The organism is Serratia sp. CoH_134_PS_4 (assembly GCF_058190535.1).
The window spans coordinates 124,965-145,147 of sequence record NZ_JBXWKI010000004.1 but is presented as its reverse complement, the minus strand read 5'-3'; the positions used below and the strand labels follow the sequence as shown (position 1 = coordinate 145,147).

At 54.5% G+C, this 20,183-nt stretch carries 17 protein-coding genes; 7 read left to right on the top strand and 10 right to left on the bottom strand.

Annotated elements, in window-relative coordinates; genetic code table 11:
- Positions 1–110: 110 nt before the first annotated feature.
- The 3 genes from ybaK to copA form a co-directional block, all read right to left on the bottom strand.
- Positions 111–590, bottom strand: a complete 480-nt coding sequence (gene ybaK / locus AC2FCQ_RS09040) for a Cys-tRNA(Pro)/Cys-tRNA(Cys) deacylase YbaK (RefSeq protein ID WP_209636462.1) — start codon at positions 588–590, stop codon at positions 111–113.
- A 225-nt stretch (positions 591–815) separates the two neighbouring features.
- A complete protein-coding gene (locus AC2FCQ_RS09035) occupies positions 816–1,619 on the bottom strand; it encodes a TraB/GumN family protein (RefSeq protein WP_265554539.1) in 804 nt (267 codons plus the stop codon).
- 149 nt (positions 1,620–1,768) lie between these two features.
- Entirely contained in the window at positions 1,769–4,489 is a 2,721-nt protein-coding gene (gene copA, locus AC2FCQ_RS09030) for a copper-exporting P-type ATPase CopA (protein WP_490308076.1), read from the bottom strand.
- Between the two features lie 108 nt (positions 4,490–4,597).
- Here copA and cueR point away from each other — a divergent pair, with 108 nt between their 5' ends.
- Positions 4,598–5,005, top strand: a complete 408-nt coding sequence (gene cueR / locus AC2FCQ_RS09025) for a Cu(I)-responsive transcriptional regulator (protein ID WP_490308075.1) — start codon at positions 4,598–4,600, stop codon at positions 5,003–5,005.
- 140 nt (positions 5,006–5,145) lie between these two features.
- A complete protein-coding gene (locus AC2FCQ_RS09020) occupies positions 5,146–6,906 on the top strand; it encodes a hypothetical protein (protein ID WP_490308074.1) in 1,761 nt (586 codons plus the stop codon).
- 32 nt (positions 6,907–6,938) lie between these two features.
- On the opposite strand, the gene AC2FCQ_RS09015 is transcribed toward AC2FCQ_RS09020, so the two are convergent.
- Together AC2FCQ_RS09015 and AC2FCQ_RS09010 are read right to left on the bottom strand one after the other, a co-directional pair.
- The gene (locus AC2FCQ_RS09015; protein WP_490308073.1) at positions 6,939–7,409 is read right to left on the bottom strand and encodes an NfeD family protein; all 471 of its coding nucleotides are present in this window, start codon (positions 7,407–7,409) and stop codon (positions 6,939–6,941) included.
- A 2-nt stretch (positions 7,410–7,411) separates the two neighbouring features.
- Positions 7,412–8,317 (bottom strand): SPFH domain-containing protein, encoded by a 906-nt coding sequence (locus AC2FCQ_RS09010; RefSeq protein ID WP_037417867.1) that lies wholly within the window; start codon positions 8,315–8,317, stop codon positions 7,412–7,414.
- Between the two features lie 240 nt (positions 8,318–8,557).
- Here AC2FCQ_RS09010 and cfa point away from each other — a divergent pair, with 240 nt between their 5' ends.
- Positions 8,558–9,709, top strand: coding sequence for a cyclopropane fatty acyl phospholipid synthase (gene cfa, locus AC2FCQ_RS09005; RefSeq protein WP_400768401.1), 1,152 nt, complete (start codon positions 8,558–8,560; stop codon positions 9,707–9,709).
- 271 nt (positions 9,710–9,980) lie between these two features.
- Here the strand turns inward: cfa and AC2FCQ_RS09000 are convergent, their stop codons facing one another.
- The 3 genes from AC2FCQ_RS09000 to tesA all read right to left on the bottom strand — a co-directional run bounded on the left by AC2FCQ_RS09000 (position 9,981) and on the right by tesA (position 12,355).
- Positions 9,981–10,835, bottom strand: coding sequence for a co-chaperone YbbN (locus tag AC2FCQ_RS09000; protein ID WP_490308072.1), 855 nt, complete (start codon positions 10,833–10,835; stop codon positions 9,981–9,983).
- 79 nt (positions 10,836–10,914) lie between these two features.
- Positions 10,915–11,691: an SDR family oxidoreductase gene (locus AC2FCQ_RS08995; RefSeq protein WP_209636446.1), complete on the bottom strand. Its 777-nt coding sequence runs from the start codon at positions 11,689–11,691 to the stop codon at positions 10,915–10,917.
- A 25-nt stretch (positions 11,692–11,716) separates the two neighbouring features.
- Positions 11,717–12,355, bottom strand: coding sequence for a multifunctional acyl-CoA thioesterase I/protease I/lysophospholipase L1 (gene tesA, locus AC2FCQ_RS08990; RefSeq protein WP_265554879.1), 639 nt, complete (start codon positions 12,353–12,355; stop codon positions 11,717–11,719).
- Between tesA and ybbA the strand changes: the two genes are divergently transcribed.
- The 4 genes from ybbA (at position 12,326) to galE (ending at position 18,349) form a co-directional block, all read left to right on the top strand.
- Positions 12,326–13,012 carry a putative ABC transporter ATP-binding protein YbbA gene (gene ybbA / locus AC2FCQ_RS08985; protein WP_265554526.1) on the top strand — a complete coding sequence of 229 codons (687 nt, stop codon included), beginning with the start codon at positions 12,326–12,328 and terminating at the stop codon, positions 13,010–13,012. The two genes, tesA and ybbA, sit on opposite strands and share 30 nt — an antisense overlap.
- Positions 13,009–15,441: a putative ABC transporter permease subunit YbbP gene (ybbP, locus tag AC2FCQ_RS08980; RefSeq protein WP_400768390.1), complete on the top strand. Its 2,433-nt coding sequence runs from the start codon at positions 13,009–13,011 to the stop codon at positions 15,439–15,441. The genes ybbA and ybbP overlap by 4 nt, the downstream gene beginning before the upstream one ends.
- Positions 15,442–15,858: 417 nt before the next feature.
- Positions 15,859–17,265, top strand: a complete 1,407-nt coding sequence (locus AC2FCQ_RS08975; protein ID WP_490308071.1) for a sugar porter family MFS transporter — start codon at positions 15,859–15,861, stop codon at positions 17,263–17,265.
- Between the two features lie 61 nt (positions 17,266–17,326).
- Positions 17,327–18,349, top strand: coding sequence for a UDP-glucose 4-epimerase GalE (gene galE, locus AC2FCQ_RS08970; RefSeq protein WP_490308070.1), 1,023 nt, complete (start codon positions 17,327–17,329; stop codon positions 18,347–18,349).
- Positions 18,350–18,536: 187 nt separating this feature from the next.
- Here galE and purK read toward each other — a convergent pair whose 3' ends face one another.
- Positions 18,537–19,604, bottom strand: a complete 1,068-nt coding sequence (purK, locus tag AC2FCQ_RS08965; protein WP_490308069.1) for a 5-(carboxyamino)imidazole ribonucleotide synthase — start codon at positions 19,602–19,604, stop codon at positions 18,537–18,539.
- Positions 19,601–20,125 (bottom strand): 5-(carboxyamino)imidazole ribonucleotide mutase, encoded by a 525-nt coding sequence (gene purE, locus AC2FCQ_RS08960; RefSeq protein ID WP_490308068.1) that lies wholly within the window; start codon positions 20,123–20,125, stop codon positions 19,601–19,603. Before purE ends, purK begins: the two co-directional genes overlap by 4 nt.
- Positions 20,126–20,183 lie beyond the last annotated feature (58 nt).

Genomic DNA, 20,183 nt, shown 5'->3' with positions numbered 1-20,183 from the left:
CATCGTCAACGTTGTCTTTTCGGTGGCTGTGCCCGCTCGCCCCGTCTCATCGTTATATCTATGAGACGGGGGACTTACACGGGGGGCTGGGGGCAGATGTTCCCGGCTGTTCAGTCGCGTTTGGCGATATCGGCGAAGCTACCTGAAAGTAATCGGCACAGGTCTTCTGCGGCTAGCTCGATATCCAACCCGCGTTTGCCGCCAGAGACGTAAATGGTGGCGAACTGCTGCGCAGGGCTGTCGATTACCGTCGGCAGCCGTTTTTTCTGCCCCAGTGGGCTGATGCCCCCCACCAAATAACCTGTAACACGCTGAGCCAACAGCGGATCGGCCATTTCAGCTTTCTTCGCACCCAGCGCACGGGCGACCTTTTTCAGATCTAATTGAGTGGCGACCGGGGTAACCGCGACGGCCAGGTGCTTGGCATCGCCATTCAGTGCTACCAGCAGCGTTTTATAGACGCGGTCGGCATCCAGCCCAAGCTTCTGTACTGCTTCATCGCCGAAATGGGTTTCTGCACTGTCGTGATGGTACGGATGAAGGGTAAATGCGACCTTTTGTTTCTCAAGCAGGATCACTGCGGGCGTCATGGTATTTTCCTCTTTCCCCCTGAGGGGAAGTTGTAAGGCGAGGCAATAAAATTACAAAAATATAACGGTAACAGCAACCTGAGAGACTGTTACGTAAAGCGGGTTGCCAATATGTTCACTAGGTTGCTACCCTGTCTATTGTAACCGTTAACACGGTTGCTATGCGTATAACTAAAATACAAGAAATTCCTCTTTGACTGGCCAGTAGCGATATTGGCCACTTTTTTACTCTGCTTGCAGCATCGCTGGCAGGTTATCTTCGCCGTACAAATGCAGCGCACCTACCGCTACCACGTAATTACCCGCCGGCAATCTCTCCAGTTTTTGTCGCCAGTCGCGATTGCGCTGATGCATCAACACATCATACAAACCCGCGCTGAACGTAGCGGGCAGGGTTTCCAGTGCGCCTCTGGGTTTTGCATCCAACCACCAACTCACCATGGTTTGCAGCAGGCGGGCGTTGGTGTGCCAGTGTTCCAACGTATCGCGCAACAACGCCATGCCGCCTTCCGGTAACTGTTCCAGCATCGCCAACTGTTGCTGTGCACCTTCTAACTCGATCACCTTTTTATGCTGCGCCCTGGCGGCCTGCAATAACTGATAATCCACCCCGTACTCGGCACGCAGGCCAAGCCGCTGAGCCTGTCGTGCCTGCATCATCAGCGCCACTTGCCAGCCGGGCAGAGTAGAGAATGCTTCTGCATCCGTGCCCAATTCCTGGCATAGCGTTAATAACTGCTGGAACTCGGGTTCGGAGAGTCTTTGTTCAAGTTCCGGTTGCCGTTCAACGTGGTCAAAAGGAGAGGCGGAGTCGGTGATATCGGCTTCAACAATCAAGGCATCTGCTTGCTTGAGGCGCGCGGCCAGTTTAGCGGGCAGCGGGGCCATATCCACCGTGCCCATATGAATACTGCCGACCAAATGGAACTGGCGATCGCCAGGCAAGCGGATGTCGAGTGCCGGGTAAGCGTAGGTCATGGGGGAAATCAGACCGAAAAAGGCAGCGATACGACGTAACAGTTGACCCATACAACGTGACTCCTGGAGAACTTGTTCGCCTTTCAGCTTGAAAGGGAATTTTCCCCATGCTAAACGCTAACCGGCATACAAGAAAGCCTGAAGAGTGAAGGAATTATCTCAAAGGAAACGGGGCGCAGTGATTTGCGCCCTGTCGGCATTCAGCGTTTGGGTTTAAAACGCAGCAACCGGTTGGCGTTACTGACGACGGTGATAGAAGACAACGCCATCGCGGCACCCGCGACCACCGGGCTGAGCAGGGTACCTGTCAACGGATACAGGACACCGGCGGCAATAGGAATGCCGAGCGTGTTGTAAACAAAGGCCCCGAGCAGGTTTTGCTTCATATTCCGCAGCGTGGCTTTAGACAGTTCCAGCGCATCGGCAACGCCGTTCAGGCTGTGACGCATCAGGGTGATGGCGGCGGTTTCAATCGCGATATCGCTGCCACTGCCCATTGCGATGCCGACATCGGCCTGCGCCAGCGCCGGGGCATCGTTGATGCCGTCGCCGATCATGGCTACCCGGTGGCCCTGTACCTGCAACCGTTTAATGGCCTCGGCTTTACCGTCAGGAAGCACACCGGCAATGACCTGGTCGATACCGGCCTCTTTGGCAATGGCGTTAGCCGTCACCGGGTTATCACCGGTCAGCATCACCAGTTGATAGCCCTGACGATGCAAGCGCTGCAGCGCCTCAACGCTGTCGTTACGCAGGGGATCACGGATGGCAATCAGCGCAGCGGGTTTACCGTCGACAGCCAGCAATACTGGCGTAATACCGCGTTCCGCTTGTTGCTGCATCTGAGTATCCAGCTCCGCGGTGATCGCAACCTGATGCTGTTGCAGCAGTGCCGTATTGCCTAGCAGGAGCTTCACGCCGTCCACTTCGCCACTGACGCCGGCGCCGCGCAGGGTGCGGAACTTCTCAACCTGCGGCAACGCTTGTTCACCGGCATGATCCACAATGGCCCGTGCCAAAGGGTGGCTGGCACCTTGTTCCAACGCGGCAGCCCAAGACACCGCCTGTTGCTCGCTTATCGGGGCAAAGGTGAGGATCTCCACCACGCGTGGCTGGCCTTCTGTCAGAGTACCGGTCTTATCGAAGACCAATGTGTCCAACTGGCTGGCTTGCTGCAATGCATCGGCATCGCGTACCAGAACGCCAAATTCCGCAGCGCGTCCTACGCCAGAGATAATCGACATCGGCGTTGCCAGCCCTAGCGCACAAGGGCAGGCAATAATCAGTACCGTGGTGGCGATCACCAGCGTGTAAACCAATTGCGGCTGCGGGCCAAAGATGTACCAAATTGCGGCGCTCAACAGTGCGATGGCGACGACTGCGGGGACGAATACCGCAGAAATACGGTCCGCCAGTTGGCCAATCTCTGGCTTGCTGCTTTGCGCCTGACGTACCAACTTAATGATGCGCGCCAGTGTGGTTTTGCTGCCGATAGCGCCTGCTCGAAACAAGACGGTGCCATCATCGACTACCGTACCGGCATGAACGGTGTCGCCAATGCTTTTCTGCTGGGGGACTGCCTCGCCGGTCAGCATCGCTTCGTCCAGCCAGACTTCACCTTGAATGATCTCACCGTCAACCGGGACACGATCACCGGTAGTCAGCCGCAATGTCATACCAAGCTGCACTTGCGCTAACGGAATACTCTTCTCACCCTCTTCGGTTACCTGTCGTGCCGTCGGCGGTGTCAGATCCAACAGCCGTTCCAACGCCTGTGATGAACGCTGGCGAGCGCGCTGTTCCAGCGCATGACCCAGATTAATCAAACCGATGATCATGGCGCTGGCTTCGTAATACAGATGCCGCGCCGCCATTGGGAAGAAATCTGGCCACAGGTTTACGCTGATCGAATATAACCAGGCCGCACCGGTACCCAGCGCCACCAGCGTGTCCATGGTCGCGCTGCCGTTCATCAACGCGCGCCAGGCATTACGGTAGAAGTGCCCGCCGGCAAACACCATGACGGCCAGGGTTATGAGGCCGACCAGCAACCATGGGCGCTGTGTTTCCGGCGTCAGCGACATGCTGCCACCGAACACCCCCCATGCCATCAACGGAATACCCAGCGCCAGCCCCAGCGCGGCCTGCCAACGGAAGCGCTTCATGTTAGCCTGCGCAGTCTGCTGTTGGCGTTCGCGGCGTTCGGTTTCGTCCTGGATCATTTCTGCGCCGTAGCCGGCTTTTTCGACTGCGGCGACCAGTGTTTGCGGATCGGCACTGCCAGTGATTAACGCACTGCGCTCTGCCAAGTTAACGCGTGCTTGCGCTACGCCCGGTACGTTCTGCAGCGCATTTTGAACTTTACTGACGCAGCTGGCGCAGCTCATGCCGCTGAGCAGCAGCTGCACGCTGTCATCATCATCATTGTGGGTTACCGGAAGGGAATGCGGGGCCGCTGCCTGGGTTTCCGGCAAAGTTGGCGCTGTTTCAGTCAACGGCTCAGATTTTGGGGGGATGATGGCTCCGGTAACGCTGGCATGATATCCGGCGTCCTCAACCGCGGCGATCAGCGCCTCGGGAGCGGCATTGCCATAAACCTTAGCGCTATCAATGCTGACGTCGGCGGCGATCACACCCGGCACGGCTTCCAGCGCTTTGCGCGTGCTGGCGGCGCAGTGCATGCAGCTCAGGCCATTCAACTGCAGTTCGGTATCTGCCTGTTGCGCCACAGCGGCCTGATAGCCGGCGGCAATCACGCTATCAATCAGTGCCTGACTTGGCGCATCGCCAGTGACCTTGGCGTAATGGACATTAACCTCTGCCTGTTCAACATCGTTGCGGCTTTCCAGGGCTTTTTTCACCCGTTGTGCGCAATTCATGCAGGTTAGCCCCTGCAATGCCAGCACGGTAGTTTGTGACATGATTCGATTCCCTCGCTCAAGTGCGGTGTTTAAAGGTTGACCGCTTGACCTGTTTTCACTAAGAATGAAGCTTAAACCTTCCAGCAAGGGGAAGGTCAAGGGGGAAGAATGAATATCAGCGACGTGGCAAATAAAACCGGCTTAACCAGCAAGGCAATTCGCTTTTATGAAGAAAAAGGCCTGGTGACTGCACCAATCCGAACCGATAACGGGTATCGCAGCTACAGCCCGAAGCACATCGAAGAGCTGACGTTGCTACGCCAGGCGCGGCAGGTGGGGTTTAACCTGGACGAGTGCGGCGAACTGGTCGGGTTGTTCAACGATCCGGGCCGTCACAGCGCCGATGTGAAAGCGCGCACGTTGCAAAAGGTGGCGGATATTGAAAAGCACATTGCCGAATTGGGTGAGATGCGCCAGCGTTTATTGGCGCTGGCGGATCAATGCCCAGGCGATGACGGAGCAGACTGCCCAATCATTAATAATCTGGCGGGGTGCTGCCATACAGAGAAAAGGTAAAAGAAACAGTGACTATCAGCTAGATTACTGAGATTTTGTCCGCTGAACAGTCATACAACCTATCTACATTCTTCCCTGCTGAAACACCTCTTATTGTTGCTATGTCCATGAGGACTTCACTCACTAAGAGGCTTTCTGTTATGAATACTTGCCCTGATATCGCAACATTACGAACCCTTATCCCGGCCACTGCTGGGGAGTCCATCGAGGTTGTCTCTTACTATCCTGATTGGCACGGAGAAGATAAGTTACAATCTGGCGGTGGGGTTTTCATTGCATCTAATGATCCCGGCCTTATTGATGATGCAGGTATTTATATAAAGCCTAATTCACAGTGGACATGGATTCGTGTATTGAACAGCCACTCTCTGGTATCACCAAATATGTTTGGTGCGCGAGGGAATGGTATTGCAGATGATACCCGTGCGTTAACCGCGGCTTTTTTGACGGCGTATGACACCGTTTGCCAACAGGGTGCGACCTACATGACGTCCGACACCGTGCGGATTAAAAATGGGACGCCTAATAAGAAAGTTATTAATCTTAATGGGGCAACCATTAAGGCTAAACCCGGTCATCTGAAACCATTTTTTGCCAACCAAACCTCTACACTTGAAGCCTATGATTATTTACATGGCGTGGAAATGTTTGGCGGTATGTTATATGGCTGGGTAAAGCGTGAAAGTGTTTATCATCAGGTGTCTGCACATAACGGCTTTGTTGCTGGGGATAAAAGTTATTTTTACCATATGACTGTGCGGGGATTCTGTGACGGTATGGTATTGATGGGCAACTCCGTCGCTTTTGATGTGAATATAGATGAGTGCAGGGATAATTTATTCACGGTTAATAACTCAGATAATGTTGTGAGTAATATCATTGGCGGCTATTGCCTGGGTGATGGGTTCTTAATGAAGGGGACTAAAAATATTGTAGCCAAAGTTAGCATCGCTGGCGCAGGTATACCCGCAAGCACGTTCGAGCCTGGTTATCTATCTGGGTCTGTTTTTGCCGTTGGGCAAGATGGCGCTGCAACTTCTGACTGTTATATTATTGATGTCACTTGTAATAGCTGGGGTGGGGGTGGTGTTATTGTTTCAGGGGAAAACAATCTATGCGAAAATATTAGCATTGGCGACTGCTACTATCTTAACAATCCTAATTCTTCCGCCATATTAAATGGAGCTCCGGCAGTATATACCGATGGCAGCGGACATAGAGTTCGAAATGTTACTGCAGGAAAATGCCTGAGAGGTGTTGAATTACACGATGGATCTAAGGGTACTGTTATCGATGACGTTTCAATCAAGTCATGCCAAATACATCCGGGGTTGAGCGCATCAGGTATACAGTTAGATTGCCGTATTGGTAAGTTAAAGTTTGAACGCCTTGCGGGTAATCAGGCACTCTACATTGCGATGAATGGTCTGGTGATCGATGAGATTAGAGTTAATGAATATGCCAGTAATTATGCTAATGCTGAACGGCTTTGTGTTATCAGACAGCCTGTTACGATTGGCAGTTTAATTTTCAACAGTCAATTGGCAACGAATACACTTCCTGTTGTGATCATGGAGTCTAATGCCAATATTGATAACCTTATAGTAAATAACAGCAAGGCTGTTTGTTTGCAAACCACAGCCGACGTTACCTTACTGCCACAAAATCTCGTTATTCAACAAACGGCGGATGCTATCGACTCCGCAATTAAACTATTTGGCATGGGTTTTTCACGAGTTAATGATTGGAAAATCATGGGTAATCCACAGGTCAAACCCGCTGTTCGTGGAAAGAAAGTGCATTTAATTATTGAACGCTATGCAGATGGCAGCTTGCCATGGTTCGTGGAGTATCCTGCAGATTCGAGCGTCACTGTTGTTAATACCACTTTGGTGTCATAGACAAAGCAAGCCGGGGTTACCCGGCTTGTTCGTTAACGAGATTGTTGGGGCAGTGCACGGATCACCAGAGTGATGCCTTCGACGGCGATCACTTCTACCTCGGTGCCTACGGCCAGGTCTTCACTGGCTTGTGCGCGCCAACTGCTGTCGCCGATGTTAATGCGACCCATACCATTGTGCATCGGTTCTGTCAGCGTGGCGCGGGTGCCAATCAACTGACGGTTACGCTGGTTTAGCACCTGTGAACCGCTAGAGGGCGCCGCTGGGCGTTGACGCAGCCAGTACCACCACAGGTAGGCCACGACCACCGTCAGCACCGAAAAAATCACCCCCTGCCACTCCCAGGCCAACTGCGGTAACAGCCAGACGATTGCACCGACCACTACCGCAGACACACCGCTCCATAACAGGTAACCACTGGCACCAAGCATTTCTGCCGCCAGCAGCAGCCCACCGAGGGAAAGCCAGAACCAATGCGGGTTTGCTGCAATTTGCTCAAGCATGATTACTTGCCTTTGGTCTCTTTCAACAGTTCGGCAATGCCACCTATTGAACCAAGCAGGCTGCTGGCATCCAGCGGCATCATGACGACCTTACTGTTGTTAGCGGAGCCGATTTTCTGCAACGCATCGGTGTATTTCTGCGCCACAAAGTAGTTTACCGCCTGGATATTACCGCTGGCGATCGCGTCGGAAACCAGTTGCGTAGCGCGAGCCTCGGCTTCTGCGGCACGTTCACGCGCTTCCGCCTGCAAGAATGCCGATTGACGTTCGCCTTCCGCTTTCAGAATTTGGGACTGTTTGTCACCTTCTGCGCGCAGGATCGCGGCCTGACGCACGCCTTCGGCTTCCAGAATGTCTGCACGCTTGGTGCGCTCGGCTTTCATCTGGGCGTTCATTGACGCAATCAGTTCCGCCGGTGGGCGGACATCGCGGATCTCGATACGGGTGATTTTAATGCCCCACGGATTGGTGGCTTCGTCGACGATGTGCAGTAAACGGCTGTTGATGCTGTCACGTTGCGAGAGGATTTCGTCCAGCTCCATGGAGCCGAGTACGGTACGGAAGTTGGTCATGGTCAGGTTGACGATCGCCAGTTCCAAATTGCTGACTTCATAGGCGGCACGCGCTGGATCGACGACCTGAATAAAACACACTGCATCGATGGCGACGTTGGCGTTATCGCGCGAAATGATTTCCTGTGAAGGAATGTCCAGCACCTGTTCCATCATATTAATTTTTCTGCCGATGCGATCCATAAACGGCACCACAAGGTTCAAACCGGGCATCAGCGTTTTAGTGTATCGACCGAAACGTTCCACCGTCCATTGGAACCCTTGCGGAACAATTTTGACGCCGGCGAATACGATGATTAGCGCGACGACAATCACGATGGGGATAAGGGTAAACATGGCAAACCTCCTGTCAGACATATGTAAACAGATATTACGCCAGCTGCAGTGTAAAGACTAATAAATCAGTGGTACTGAACAATTAACATTCCAAATAGGCATGTTTGTAATAATTTTAATTCATTTCATGATGTTGTCTGCCTTGGCTACAGTAAAAAGCATTGTCGCTTTTCACTTCGAATATTTGTCATTTTTATTTGCGACTATGCTTTTTGAAATGACATCTTGCCAAGGATTGTTATGGACTCAATCAGTGTTGATGAACTTGCCCCGAAAAAAGATCGTTGGTATCGCATTGTGGAAGAATTACTGTCCGCAGCTGGCATTACTATCAACGGCAGCCGTGCCTGCGATATCAAGGTGCACAACCCCGCCTTGTTTAAACGTATTTTGCAGGAAGGGTCGCTCGGGTTTGGCGAAAGTTATATGGACGGCTGGTGGGATTGCGAGCGGTTGGATGCGCTGTTTACCCGCATTCTGCAAGCCGGTGTTGATGAGCGGTTGCCGAAAAACCTGAGTGATATTGCGCGCATCGCCTATGCCCGATTATTCAACCGCCAGTCTCGGAAACGGGCCTGGCAAGTGGGTAAAGAACATTATGACATCGGCAATGACTTGTTCCGTGCGATGCTCGATCCCTATATGCAATATTCCTGCGGTTACTGGAAAGACGCCGATACGCTGGAACAGGCACAGTTGGCCAAGCTGAAAATGATCTGCGAAAAGCTGCAATTGAAGCCGGGGATGTCACTGCTGGACATCGGCTGCGGTTGGGGTGGGCTGGCGCAGTATGCGGCTGAAAATTACGGCGTATCCGTGCACGGCGTGACCATTTCGGCCGAACAGCAAAAATTGGCGCAAGACCGTTGCGCAGGCCTGGAGGTCGAAATACTGTTGCAGGATTACCGGGACTTGAACCGTCAGTTTGATCGCATTGTTTCTGTCGGCATGTTTGAACACGTGGGCCCGAAAAACTACGACACTTATTTCCGCGTTGCGGCGCGTAATCTCAAACCCGACGGCTTGTTCCTGCTCCACACCATTGGCGCCAATCAAACTAATCTCCACGTTGACGCCTGGATAGACAAGTATATCTTCCCCAATGGCTGCCTGCCTTCGGTGCGCCATATTGCCGAAGCCAGCGAAGGGCGTTTTGTGATGGAAGATTGGCACAACATCGGTGCTGACTACGATCGCACGCTGATGGCGTGGTATGAGAATTTTAAACAGGCCTGGCCGATGCTGTCCGAGGGCTATTCCGAACGTTTCGAACGGATGTTCACCTATTATCTGAATGCCTGCGCGGGCGCTTTCCGTTCGCGTGATATTCAGTTATGGCAGGTGTTGTTCAGTCCGAAAGGGATCGACGGCGGCGTGCGGGTTTACCGCTAAATCCCCTTCGTCTTTCCAGCCACATCGTTGTTGGCTGCACGTTCGAACCCTGGTCACTTAGTTATCTAAGCTCCCAGGGATTCTCGCGTTTGCCGCCTAGATGTGACGGGAAATCCATAGGGGATTTGCCCCAAATAACGAAGGGTATACCCTAAATAATTGGCGTTGCATCAAGGCGGCAAGTTTGTGAGTCCCCAGGAGCTTACTTAAGTAAGTGACTGGGGTGAGCAAACGCAGCCAACACAGATGCAGCTTCAAGTATGACGGGTATTTAGTAGAGTAGTGAGTAGAGCTGACGACGGTACTTGCCCGCCAATGCGTCGCCGGTACCCAATGCAGCCAAAATATCCATCAGCGTTTTACGCGCATTACCGTTGGCGGCCGCGAGATCTTTCTTCAGATGCCCCATCAACAGTTCCAGCGCCTCTTCATTGCGCCCAACCTGATGCAGTTGCAATGCTAATTGCACGGCTAAATCGACGTTCTCTGGTTGCTGCTCGACCTGCTGTTGCAACAGTTGAATTTCCGGCGTGTCGGCGGCTTGCTTCAGCAGCTCAATCTGTGCGATCAGACCCTGATAACGGGTATCTCGATCTTGCAGCGGAATGGTTGCCAGCACCGCTTCGGCATCTTCAGAGCGGTTGAGTGCGATCTGGGTTTCCGCCAGCGTCAGGCCAATATCACTGCGTTGTTGGCTCGCTTGCCAGGCGTCTTTCAACAGCGGCAGTGCTTCTGCCGCATTGCCTTCAGCCAGCAATTCTGTCGCTTGCGCCAGCTTCAAGTCCTCTTCCTTTGGCAGGAAACGCTGCAGGAACTCACGGATCATCTCTTCCGGCTGTGGCCCCTGGAAACCATCGACCGGCTGGCCCTCTTTAAACAAATACACGGTTGGGAGCGAGCGCAACCCGAACTGGGCGGCGATGGCTTGTTCGGTGTCACAATCTACCTTTGCCAGTAAAAACTGACCGGCATATTCCGCCGCCAGCTTATCCAATATCGGGGTGAGTTGCAGGCAGTGTTGGCTGCGATCCGACCAGAAGTAGAACACCACCGGCATGGACATTGACTGTTCCAGCGTCTGGTGCAAGTTAGTTTCGTTAATATCAACAACAGCTTGAGCTAGCATGTAATTTTCTCTCTGATCTTTCGGAGCCATTGGCTTTTAAATGGGGGCGGAGCGGCATTCTTCAACCCCGCCAGCCAAATTAACCGTTGCTGCGTAACACCCAGTCCAGACAACGGCCTGGCAGGATCCGACGCAATACGCTGAGTGCGTGCGCCAGCAGGGTGACCGGATAACGCAGTTTGGCCCTTGGGCTTTCCAACGCATGGCGCAATTTGGGTAAAATGGCCTCTGGCGGCAGCGTCAGACGCTTGGCAATGCCGGGGTTATGCACCGGCTTATCACTCTGCGCCTGATTGACGTTTTGGGTAAAGTGGGTGGAAATTGGGCCGGGTTCAATCAGGCTGACCTGAATGCCCGTGCCATGCAATTCCATTCGCAGTGCGTCAGACCAGGCTTCCAGCGCAAACTTGCTGGCGGCATATGCTCCTCGCCCGGCGCTGGAAACCAGACCCATCACCGAACTGGTCTGAATAATGCGGCCTTCGCCGTGCGGCAGCATCGCCGGCAACAGCAGCTGGGTCAACTGATGGGTACCAAACAGGTTGGTGGCGAACTGCCGTTCCAACTGCTGGCGGGAAATACTGCTCAACGGGCCGTAAACGCCAAATCCACCGTTATTGAACAAGCCATACAACCGACCACCGGTCAGTTCGATCACCTGCGCAGCGGCGCGTTCGACGCTATCGCTATCGTCCAGATCCAACTCAACGCCTTCGAGCCCAAGCTGACGCATATTCTCCACGTCTTGTGGTTTACGACAGGCGGCCAGCACCCGGTAACCACGATTACGCAGATCCTGCGCTGCAATTAATCCAATCCCGCTGGAACAGCCGGTTATCAACACTGCTTTTTGCATAACTTTACCTAGTGTGCAGCCCTATTTAATTAGACTCATGTTTTACTAGAGGTTCCAGGCGTTCCGCCATCCAGGTGGCGATAAACGGTTGGGCATCCTTATTGGGATGCAATCCGTCATCCTGCATCCATTCCGCTTTAATCACCACCTGTTCCATGTAGAACGGCAGAAGCGGGATGTTGAACTGTTTAGCCAGCGCTGGGTAAATGGCGCTAAAGGCTTCGGTATAACGGCGGCCATAGTTAGGGGGAATACGGATCTGCATCAGCAATGGCTGTGCGCCGGCTTTCTGCACCAAAGTGATAATCTGGCTGAGATCGCGCTGCAGGTCCTGCGCTGGGAAACCACGCAGACCGTCGTTGGCACCCAGTTCGATCAGCACCCAGCGTGGCTGGTGTTGTTTCAATAACTCGGGCAGACGTGCCAACCCCTGTGCGGCGGTGTCGCCGCTGATACTGGCATTGACCAGTTGCGGATCACCCGGTTTTTTCTGCCACTGCTCGGCCAGCAACGTCGGCCAGGCCTGCGCCACCGGCAAGCGGTAACCGGCGCTTAAACTGTCGCCTAAAATCAATAATGTATCGGCGGCGATAGCGCGTAAACTGAATAATCCCAACAGCAAAAGGAAGGGAAGATGCCAGCGGAAAACGTTCTTGAAGTTCATCATCTTAGTAAACACGTTGGTCAGGGTGAGCATCAGCTCTCCATCCTTACCGGAGTCGAGCTGGTTGTCAAACCCGCACAGACAATTGCCTTGATTGGCGAGTCCGGCTCGGGGAAATCAACGTTGCTGGGGATCCTCGCCGGGTTGGATGACGGCAGTGAGGGGGACGTGCATTTGTTGGGCGAGTCGCTGACCGCGTTGGATGAAGAGGGCCGGGCCGCGCTGCGTGCTAAGAATGTCGGCTTTGTGTTTCAGTCATTTATGTTGGTACCCACGCTCAATGCGCTGGAAAACGTGCAGTTACCGGCGTTATTGCGTGGTGAAAGCGATCGCCAAAGCAGAGACCAGGCGGTGCAGTTGTTGGAACAGCTTGGGCTGGGCAAACGCCTTACTCACCTGCCGGCGCAGCTTTCCGGTGGCGAGCAGCAGCGTGTCGCGCTGGCGCGGGCGTTCAGCGGTAGGCCGCGGGTGCTGTTTGCTGATGAACCGACCGGCAACCTTGATCGCCAGACGGGTGAACGCATTGCCGATTTACTGTTTTCCCTCAACCGCGATTTTTCCACCACGCTAATCCTGGTGACCCATGATGAAACGTTGGCGGCGCGATGCCAACGTCGGTTGCGCCTGCGCGAAGGCAAGCTGTGGGAGGAAGTATGATCTGGCGTTGGTTTTGGCGAGAGTGGCGATCGCCGTCACTGCTGATCGTCTGGTTAGCGCTCACGCTGTCGATGGCCTGTGTGCTGGCTCTGGGTAGCATCAGTGATCGTATGGATAAGGGCCTGAGCCAGCAGAGTCGTGACTTTATCGCGGGCGACCGGGTATTGCGCAGCGCCCGACCGGTACCGGATGGCTGGTTGCTGGATGCGCAGCAACAAGGGCTGAAAGTCAGCCGGCAGCTGTCGTTTACCACCATGACCTATGCCGGGGACAGGCCGCAGTTGGCAGACGTGAAGGCCACCGATCTGGCCTATCCGCTGTACGGCAAACTGGAAACGCGTCCTGCCAACGTCAAGTTGACGCCGGGGAGTGTATTGGTCGCCCCGCGCTTGCTGGCGCTGTTGAACGTGAAGGTGGGGGATACGCTGGATGTTGGCGATACCCGCTTGCGTATCGTCGGTGAAATCCTTCAGGAACCCGATTCTGGCTTCAACCCGTTCCAGACCGCGCCACGCATCATGATCAATCTGGCGGACGTGGATAAAACCGGGGCGGTGCAGCCCGGCAGTCGGCTGACCTATAGGTATATGTTTGCCGGCGCCCCGCAAGATGTCCAGCGTTACGAGGATCGCCTGACGTCACAACTTACACCCGATCAGCGCTGGTTTGGGCCGCAGGAGTCTGGCAGTGCGTTGGGCAAATCACTACAGCGTTCGCAGCAGTTCCTGTTGCTGTCGGCGTTGCTGACGCTGCTGCTGTCGATTGCCGCCGTGGCGGTGGCGATGAGCCACTATTGCCGTAGCCGTTACGATCTGATCGCTGTGTTAAAAACGCTGGGCGCGGGCCGTAGCGCGTTGCGTAAGTTGATTGTTGGCCAGTGGCTGGCCGTGATCCTGCTGGCCGCCGCCTGTGGAGGGCTTATCGGGCTGGGGTTTGAGGCCGTGTTAATTCGGTTGCTGGCCCCCGTTCTGCCAGCTGAACTGCCCGCGGCGGGTACCTGGCCGTGGCTGTGGGCAATCGGCGCGTTGCTGATGATTTCGTTGCTGGTGGGGTTACGCCCGTACCGTCAGTTACTGGCGACTCAACCGCTCCGGGTATTGCGGCGCGATGTAGTGGCCACTGTCTGGCCACTGCGCTATTTCCTGCCAGCGACGGCGTTGATTGTCGTGGTGTTATTGACCGCGCTGATGGGGGCCAGCACGCTGTTGTGGTCTATCCTCGCCGGTATTTTGGTGCTGGCCTTATTGTTGGGCGGTATTGGTTGGGGCAGTTTGTTATTGCTACGCCGGATTACGCTGAAAAATCTTGCACTGCGGTTGGCGGTTAATCGGCTGCTGCATCAACCCTGGGTCACGGTCAGCCAGCTGGCAGCCTTCTCTTTGTCGTTCATGTTGTTGGCATTACTACTGGTTCTACGCGGTGATTTGCTCGACCGCTGGCAGCAGCAATTGCCGCCGGATAGCCCGAACTACTTCCTGCTGAACCTGACAGAAGCGCAGGTGCCGCAGGTGAAAACCTTCCTGCAGCAACATCAAATTAACCCGGAGACTTACTACCCGATTGTCCGCGTACGTTTGACCGAGATTAACAAGCAGGTGGCGACCGAACGGGTGCATGAGGACGATCCGGGCGGTGAGGCAGTGAATCGTGAGCTGAACCTGACCTGGCTGGCTGATCTGCCCGCGCACAATCCTTTGCTGGCAGGCAACTGGCCGCCGAAGACTGGGGAGGTCTCGATGGATCAAGGCATTGCCGGGCGGCTCAACGTCAAGCTGGGCGATACCCTGACCTTTAGCGGTGATACCCAGTCTTTCAGCGCGAAAGTCACCAGCCTGCGGCAGGTGGATTGGGAAAGCCTGAAACCGAACTTTTACTTCATCTTCCCGCCGGGTGCGCTGGACGGTCAGCCACAAACCTGGCTCACCAGTTTCCGCTACGACGGGGACGGCCAGATGTTGACCCAGCTTAATCGCCAGTTCCCGACGCTCAGCCTGTTGGATATAGGTTCGATCCTCAAACAGGTTGGCGGTGTGCTGCAGCAGGTGAGCCGCGCACTGGAAGTGATGGTGGTGCTGGTGGTGCTTTGTGGTGGTTTGCTATTGATGGCCCAGGTGCAGGTAGGCATGCGCCAACGGCGTCAGGAACTGGTGGTGTATCGCACGTTAGGAGCCGGCAAACGCCTGTTACGCAGCACGTTATGGTGTGAGTTTGCCTTACTGGGGCTGGTCGCGGGCATTGCTGCTGCGGTGGGCGCGGAAGCTGCCTTGTGGCTGTTGCAAAGCCAGGTGTTTGACTTCCCCTGGGCGCCAACGCCTGTGCTGTGGTGGGCGCTGCCGTTACTCAGTGCGCTGCTGCTATCGCTATGTGGTGGTTGGCTGGGCGTGAGGTTGTTGCGCGGTCAGGCACTGTTCCGCAGTTACGACGGGTAACTCGCCCTCATTATCAGGCGGCCCTGATTCCGGGGCCGCCTGAACAAAATATTGCTCCTGCCACCATGCCCCTCGCGTGTCAAAAACCTCCCGTATGTCATTTCCGTTCCTTGCCAATGGGTTCTGGCGCTTGATAGATTTATTGTGAAATCGATTACATTTATGGTTCGGATTATTAAAATGCACACCGCGCATTAGGGTAAGGAGATGTTACCTGTCTCGTCATGGTAAAAGAGTGAATGCCATCATTGTTCATGAAAATCAATGCTATTTAGTGGATTTACAGGCTGGCTTGCTTTTGTGTATCGTAAATAAAATAATGTAATCGTTTCCACTAATGTGATCACACTCACTTCTCTTGGATGGATTGCCTCCTATCATAACGACAACTTAAGAACGTTATTCATCGGAGGCAGTATGATTACTACCGTCAACGTTGCAGCGGCGGATAAAAGCCAAAACAATGCAGGTATGACTTTTTTCGTCTGTTTTTTGGCTGCGCTGGCCGGGTTGCTGTTTGGTCTGGATATCGGCGTCATTGCGGGTGCCCTGCCATTTATTACGGATTCGTTCCATATCACGAGCTCCCAGCAGGAGTGGGTGGTTAGCTCAATGATGTTTGGGGCCGCTGTCGGTGCCGTGGGCAGTGGTTGGATGAACTTCCGCATCGGGCGTAAATACAGCCTGATGATTGGCGCAGTCTTGTTTGTCGTGGGTTCGCTGTGCTCAGCTGCGGCACCCAACGTGGAGATCTTGTTGATTTCTCGCGTGCTGCTTGGGCTGGCGGTGGGCGTTGCATCCTACACCGCCCCTATTTATCTGTCTGAAATCGCACCAGAAAAAATCCGTGGCAGTATGATTTCCATGTACCAGCTGATGATTACTATCGGTATCCTGGCCGCTTACCTGTCGGATACTGCATTCAGTTATACCGGTGCCTGGCGCTGGATGCTGGGGGTGATCACGATTCCTGCCGTATTGCTGCTGATTGGGGTATTTTTCTTGCCGGATAGCCCACGCTGGCTGGCGTCACGTAATCGTCATGAGCAGGCGCGCCAGGTATTGGAAAAACTGCGCGACAGCAGTGCCCAGGCACAGCACGAACTGAACGAAATCCGTGAGAGCCTTAAGCTGAAACAAAGTGGCTGGACGTTGTTTAAGGACAATAAAAATTTCCGACGTGCCGTTTTCCTCGGCGTTCTGCTACAGGTAATGCAGCAGTTCACCGGGATGAACGTCATCATGTATTACGCGCCGAAGATTTTTGGTCTGGCGGGTTTTGCCAGTACTGCGCAGCAGATGTGGGGCACGGTTATTGTTGGCTTGGTTAACGTGTTGGCCACCTTTATTGCCATTGGTTTGGTTGATCGCTGGGGACGCAAACCGACGCTGACGCTGGGCTTTATCGTCATGGCCGTGGGCATGGGGGCGCTGGGGACGATGATGAATGTGGGGATGAGTTCACCGACGGAACAATACTTCGCCATTATCATGTTGCTGATGTTTATTGTCGGGTTTGCCATGAGTGCCGGCCCACTGATCTGGGTACTGTGCTCAGAGATTCAGCCACTGAAAGGCCGCGATTTTGGTATCACCTGTTCCACAGCAACCAACTGGATCGCCAACATGATCGTCGGTGCGACATTCCTGACCATGCTGAATTCGCTGGGCAGTGCACACACCTTCTGGGTGTATGCTGCACTCAATGTCGTGTTTATTTTCATCACGCTGGCATTGATTCCAGAAACGAAGAATATCTCTCTGGAACATATTGAGCGCAATCTGATGGCCGGTAAGCCGTTACGTAACATTGGCTCACGTTAAGCGCTCACGTGTGGCTCGCCATAGGACGAGTTTTGCGTCAGGCACAGATTAAGGGAAAATTATGACGACTCTGGTTACCGGCGGTGCCGGATATATAGGTTCGCACACCGTACTGACATTGTTGGAACGTGGTGAAGATGTGGTGGTGCTGGACAATTTGATTAACGCATCTGAAGAGTCTTTACGCCGTGTGGAACAGCTGACGGGCAAAGCCGTGAAGTTCTACCAGGGCGATGTACAGGATGCCGACTGCTTGCAGCGGATCTTTAAGGAGCAGCCGATCGCCTGCGTGATCCATTTTGCCGGTCTGAAGGCGGTGGGGGAGTCCACCCAAAAGCCACTGGAGTACTATCAAAACAACGTGGCGGGCACGCTGGTGTTACTGGAAGCTATGCGTCAGGCGGGTGCTCATCGGTTTATCTTTAGCTCCTCCGCCACGGTGTACGGCGAGCATGCACCGGTGCCTTATCGGGAAGATATGCCGATCGGCGGCACCACCAGCCCCTACGGTACGTCCAAGTGGATGGTAGAGCAGATCCTGCAGGATTTTGCCAAGGCGGAGCCGGCATTTTCGATTATCGCTCTGCGCTACTTCAATCCGGTGGGCGCTCACGAGTCCGGCTTGATTGGTGAAGACCCGAGCGGCATCCCTAATAATTTGCTGCCTTACATTGCCCAGGTGGCGATTGGTCAGCGGAAAACGCTGAGCGTGTTTGGCGGCGACTATCCCACTAAAGATGGGACGGGCGTGCGTGACTACATTCACGTGATGGATGTTGCTCAGGGGCACCTGGCGGCGATGGATCACTTACCGCAGATCGCTGGTTTCAAAGCGTATAACCTGGGCTCCGGGGTCGGTTACTCGGTGCTGGAGATGGTGAAAGCGTTTGAAAAAGCTTCGGGTGTCACCATTTCTTATCAGATTTTACCGCGCCGGGCGGGCGACTTACCTGCCTTCTGGGCTGATGCCGGGTTGGCAAAACAGGAGCTAGGTTGGCAAGTGCAACGCGGGCTTGACGTGATGATGCGTGATACCTGGAATTGGCAGAGCAAAAATCCGCAGGGCTATACCCGTCATACTTGAAGCTGCCTCTTTGTTGGCTGCGCTTGCGTGCCCCAGTCACATAGTTATCTATGCTCCAGGGGCTTACAAGCTTGCCGCCGCGATGCAACTCCAATTATTTAGGGTACAGCGTGATTAGCTTTTCATCGGCAGCAAAAAAGGGTTCAACCCATTGAGTTGAACCCTTTGTTTTGGTGCGGCGTAACGCTTAAGCCAGCTTTTGTTGCGCCCAGGCCAGGCCGCTTTGGTATTCGGCTGGCAACAGCGGTGCCAGAGCCAGTAATGACTGTTGCAGAGCGACGGCATCAGGATCGTTCAGGTTCAGGTGCCCGACCTTGCGACCTTCACGTACTTCTTTTTCGTACCAGTGCAGATGTACCAGCGGTAATGCCAGCCATTGCTGATTCACTGCGGTGCCAATCAGGTTAACCATCACTGACGGCGTACTCACCACCGGCTTTGGCAACGGCAGGGCCAGAATGGCACGTAAATGCAGTTCGAACTGGCTGATGGACGCGCCGTTCTGCGTCCAGTGGCCGCTGTTGTGTACGCGGGGTGCCAGTTCATTAATCAACAGACGATCGCCAACGATAAAGCACTCCATCGCCATCACACCGACGTAGTTCAGCTCATCAAGGATGGCGGTTAGCATCTGCTCGGCCTGATGCTGCAAGGCTGGGTTAGGCTGCGGCAATGCGACGCTGGTGCGCAGAATACCTTCTTCATGCAGGTTATGGGTCAGCGGATAGAACACGGACTTGCCATCGTGCCCACGCGCACCAACCAAAGACACCTCGCCAGAGAAGTTAATACCTTGTTCGACGATGCATTCACCGTAGGCATCTGCCGGCAACTCGGCTTCCTGGCCTGGGCGTAAACGCCATTGGCCGCGACCGTCGTATCCGCCCACACGGCGTTTGACAATGGCCAGCTCACCGAGGGTGGCAAATACCTGCGGCCATTCGGCGGCGTTGGCCAGCAGCTGCCAAGGTGCGGTATCCAGACCCAGTTGATCGAGCAACTGTTTTTGCGTCAGACGATCTGCCAAACGCGGGAAAATATCGCGGTTGACGAAACTATTATGGGTCGCTAATTCGCGCGTCAGTGCCGTTTCCGGCCAGCGTTCGATCTCGGCGGTGATCACACTGTTTTGATAAGGCACAGCTTCCGGTTCGGCGTCGAGGCCAACCGGATAGACGGCGATACCCAGCGGTTCACCGGCCTGGCGCAGCATGCGCCCCAACTGACCATTGCCCAGTACGCAAACCGGCTTCATGCTTCCTCCCGAGGATCCGGGTTGTTCAGTACGTCGTCGGTCTGCGCTTGACGCCAGTCTGCCAGGCGTTGTGCCAGCAGCGTGTCGTGCAGTGCCAGAATTTGCGCTGCCAAGAGTGCGGCATTAGCGGCGCCGGCTTTGCCGATCGCCAGCGTACCGACGGGGATACCACGTGGCATTTGTACGATGGAGTACAGGCTATCTACGCCACTCAATGCGGCGCTTTGCACCGGCACACCCAGCACCGGTACCAGAGTTTTCGCGGCCAGCATGCCTGGCAGATGCGCAGCACCGCCCGCACCGGCGATGATCACGTCAAAGCCATTGGCACTTGCCTGTTCGGCGAAGCTGAACAGCTTATCTGGCGTACGATGAGCGGAAACGACTTCGACATGGAACGGGACATTGAGCGAGGTCAGGACGTCGGCCGCAAACTGCATGGTGGCCCAGTCACTTTTCGATCCCATTACAATTGCGATTTTAACCCCAGCGTGGGTGGCTGAAGCGGCGTTGGCTCCCATGGGTGTAAGGCTCCTGTAATTGTACAAACGACGGCCGGTTGCCTGCGGCGGGAGGCCG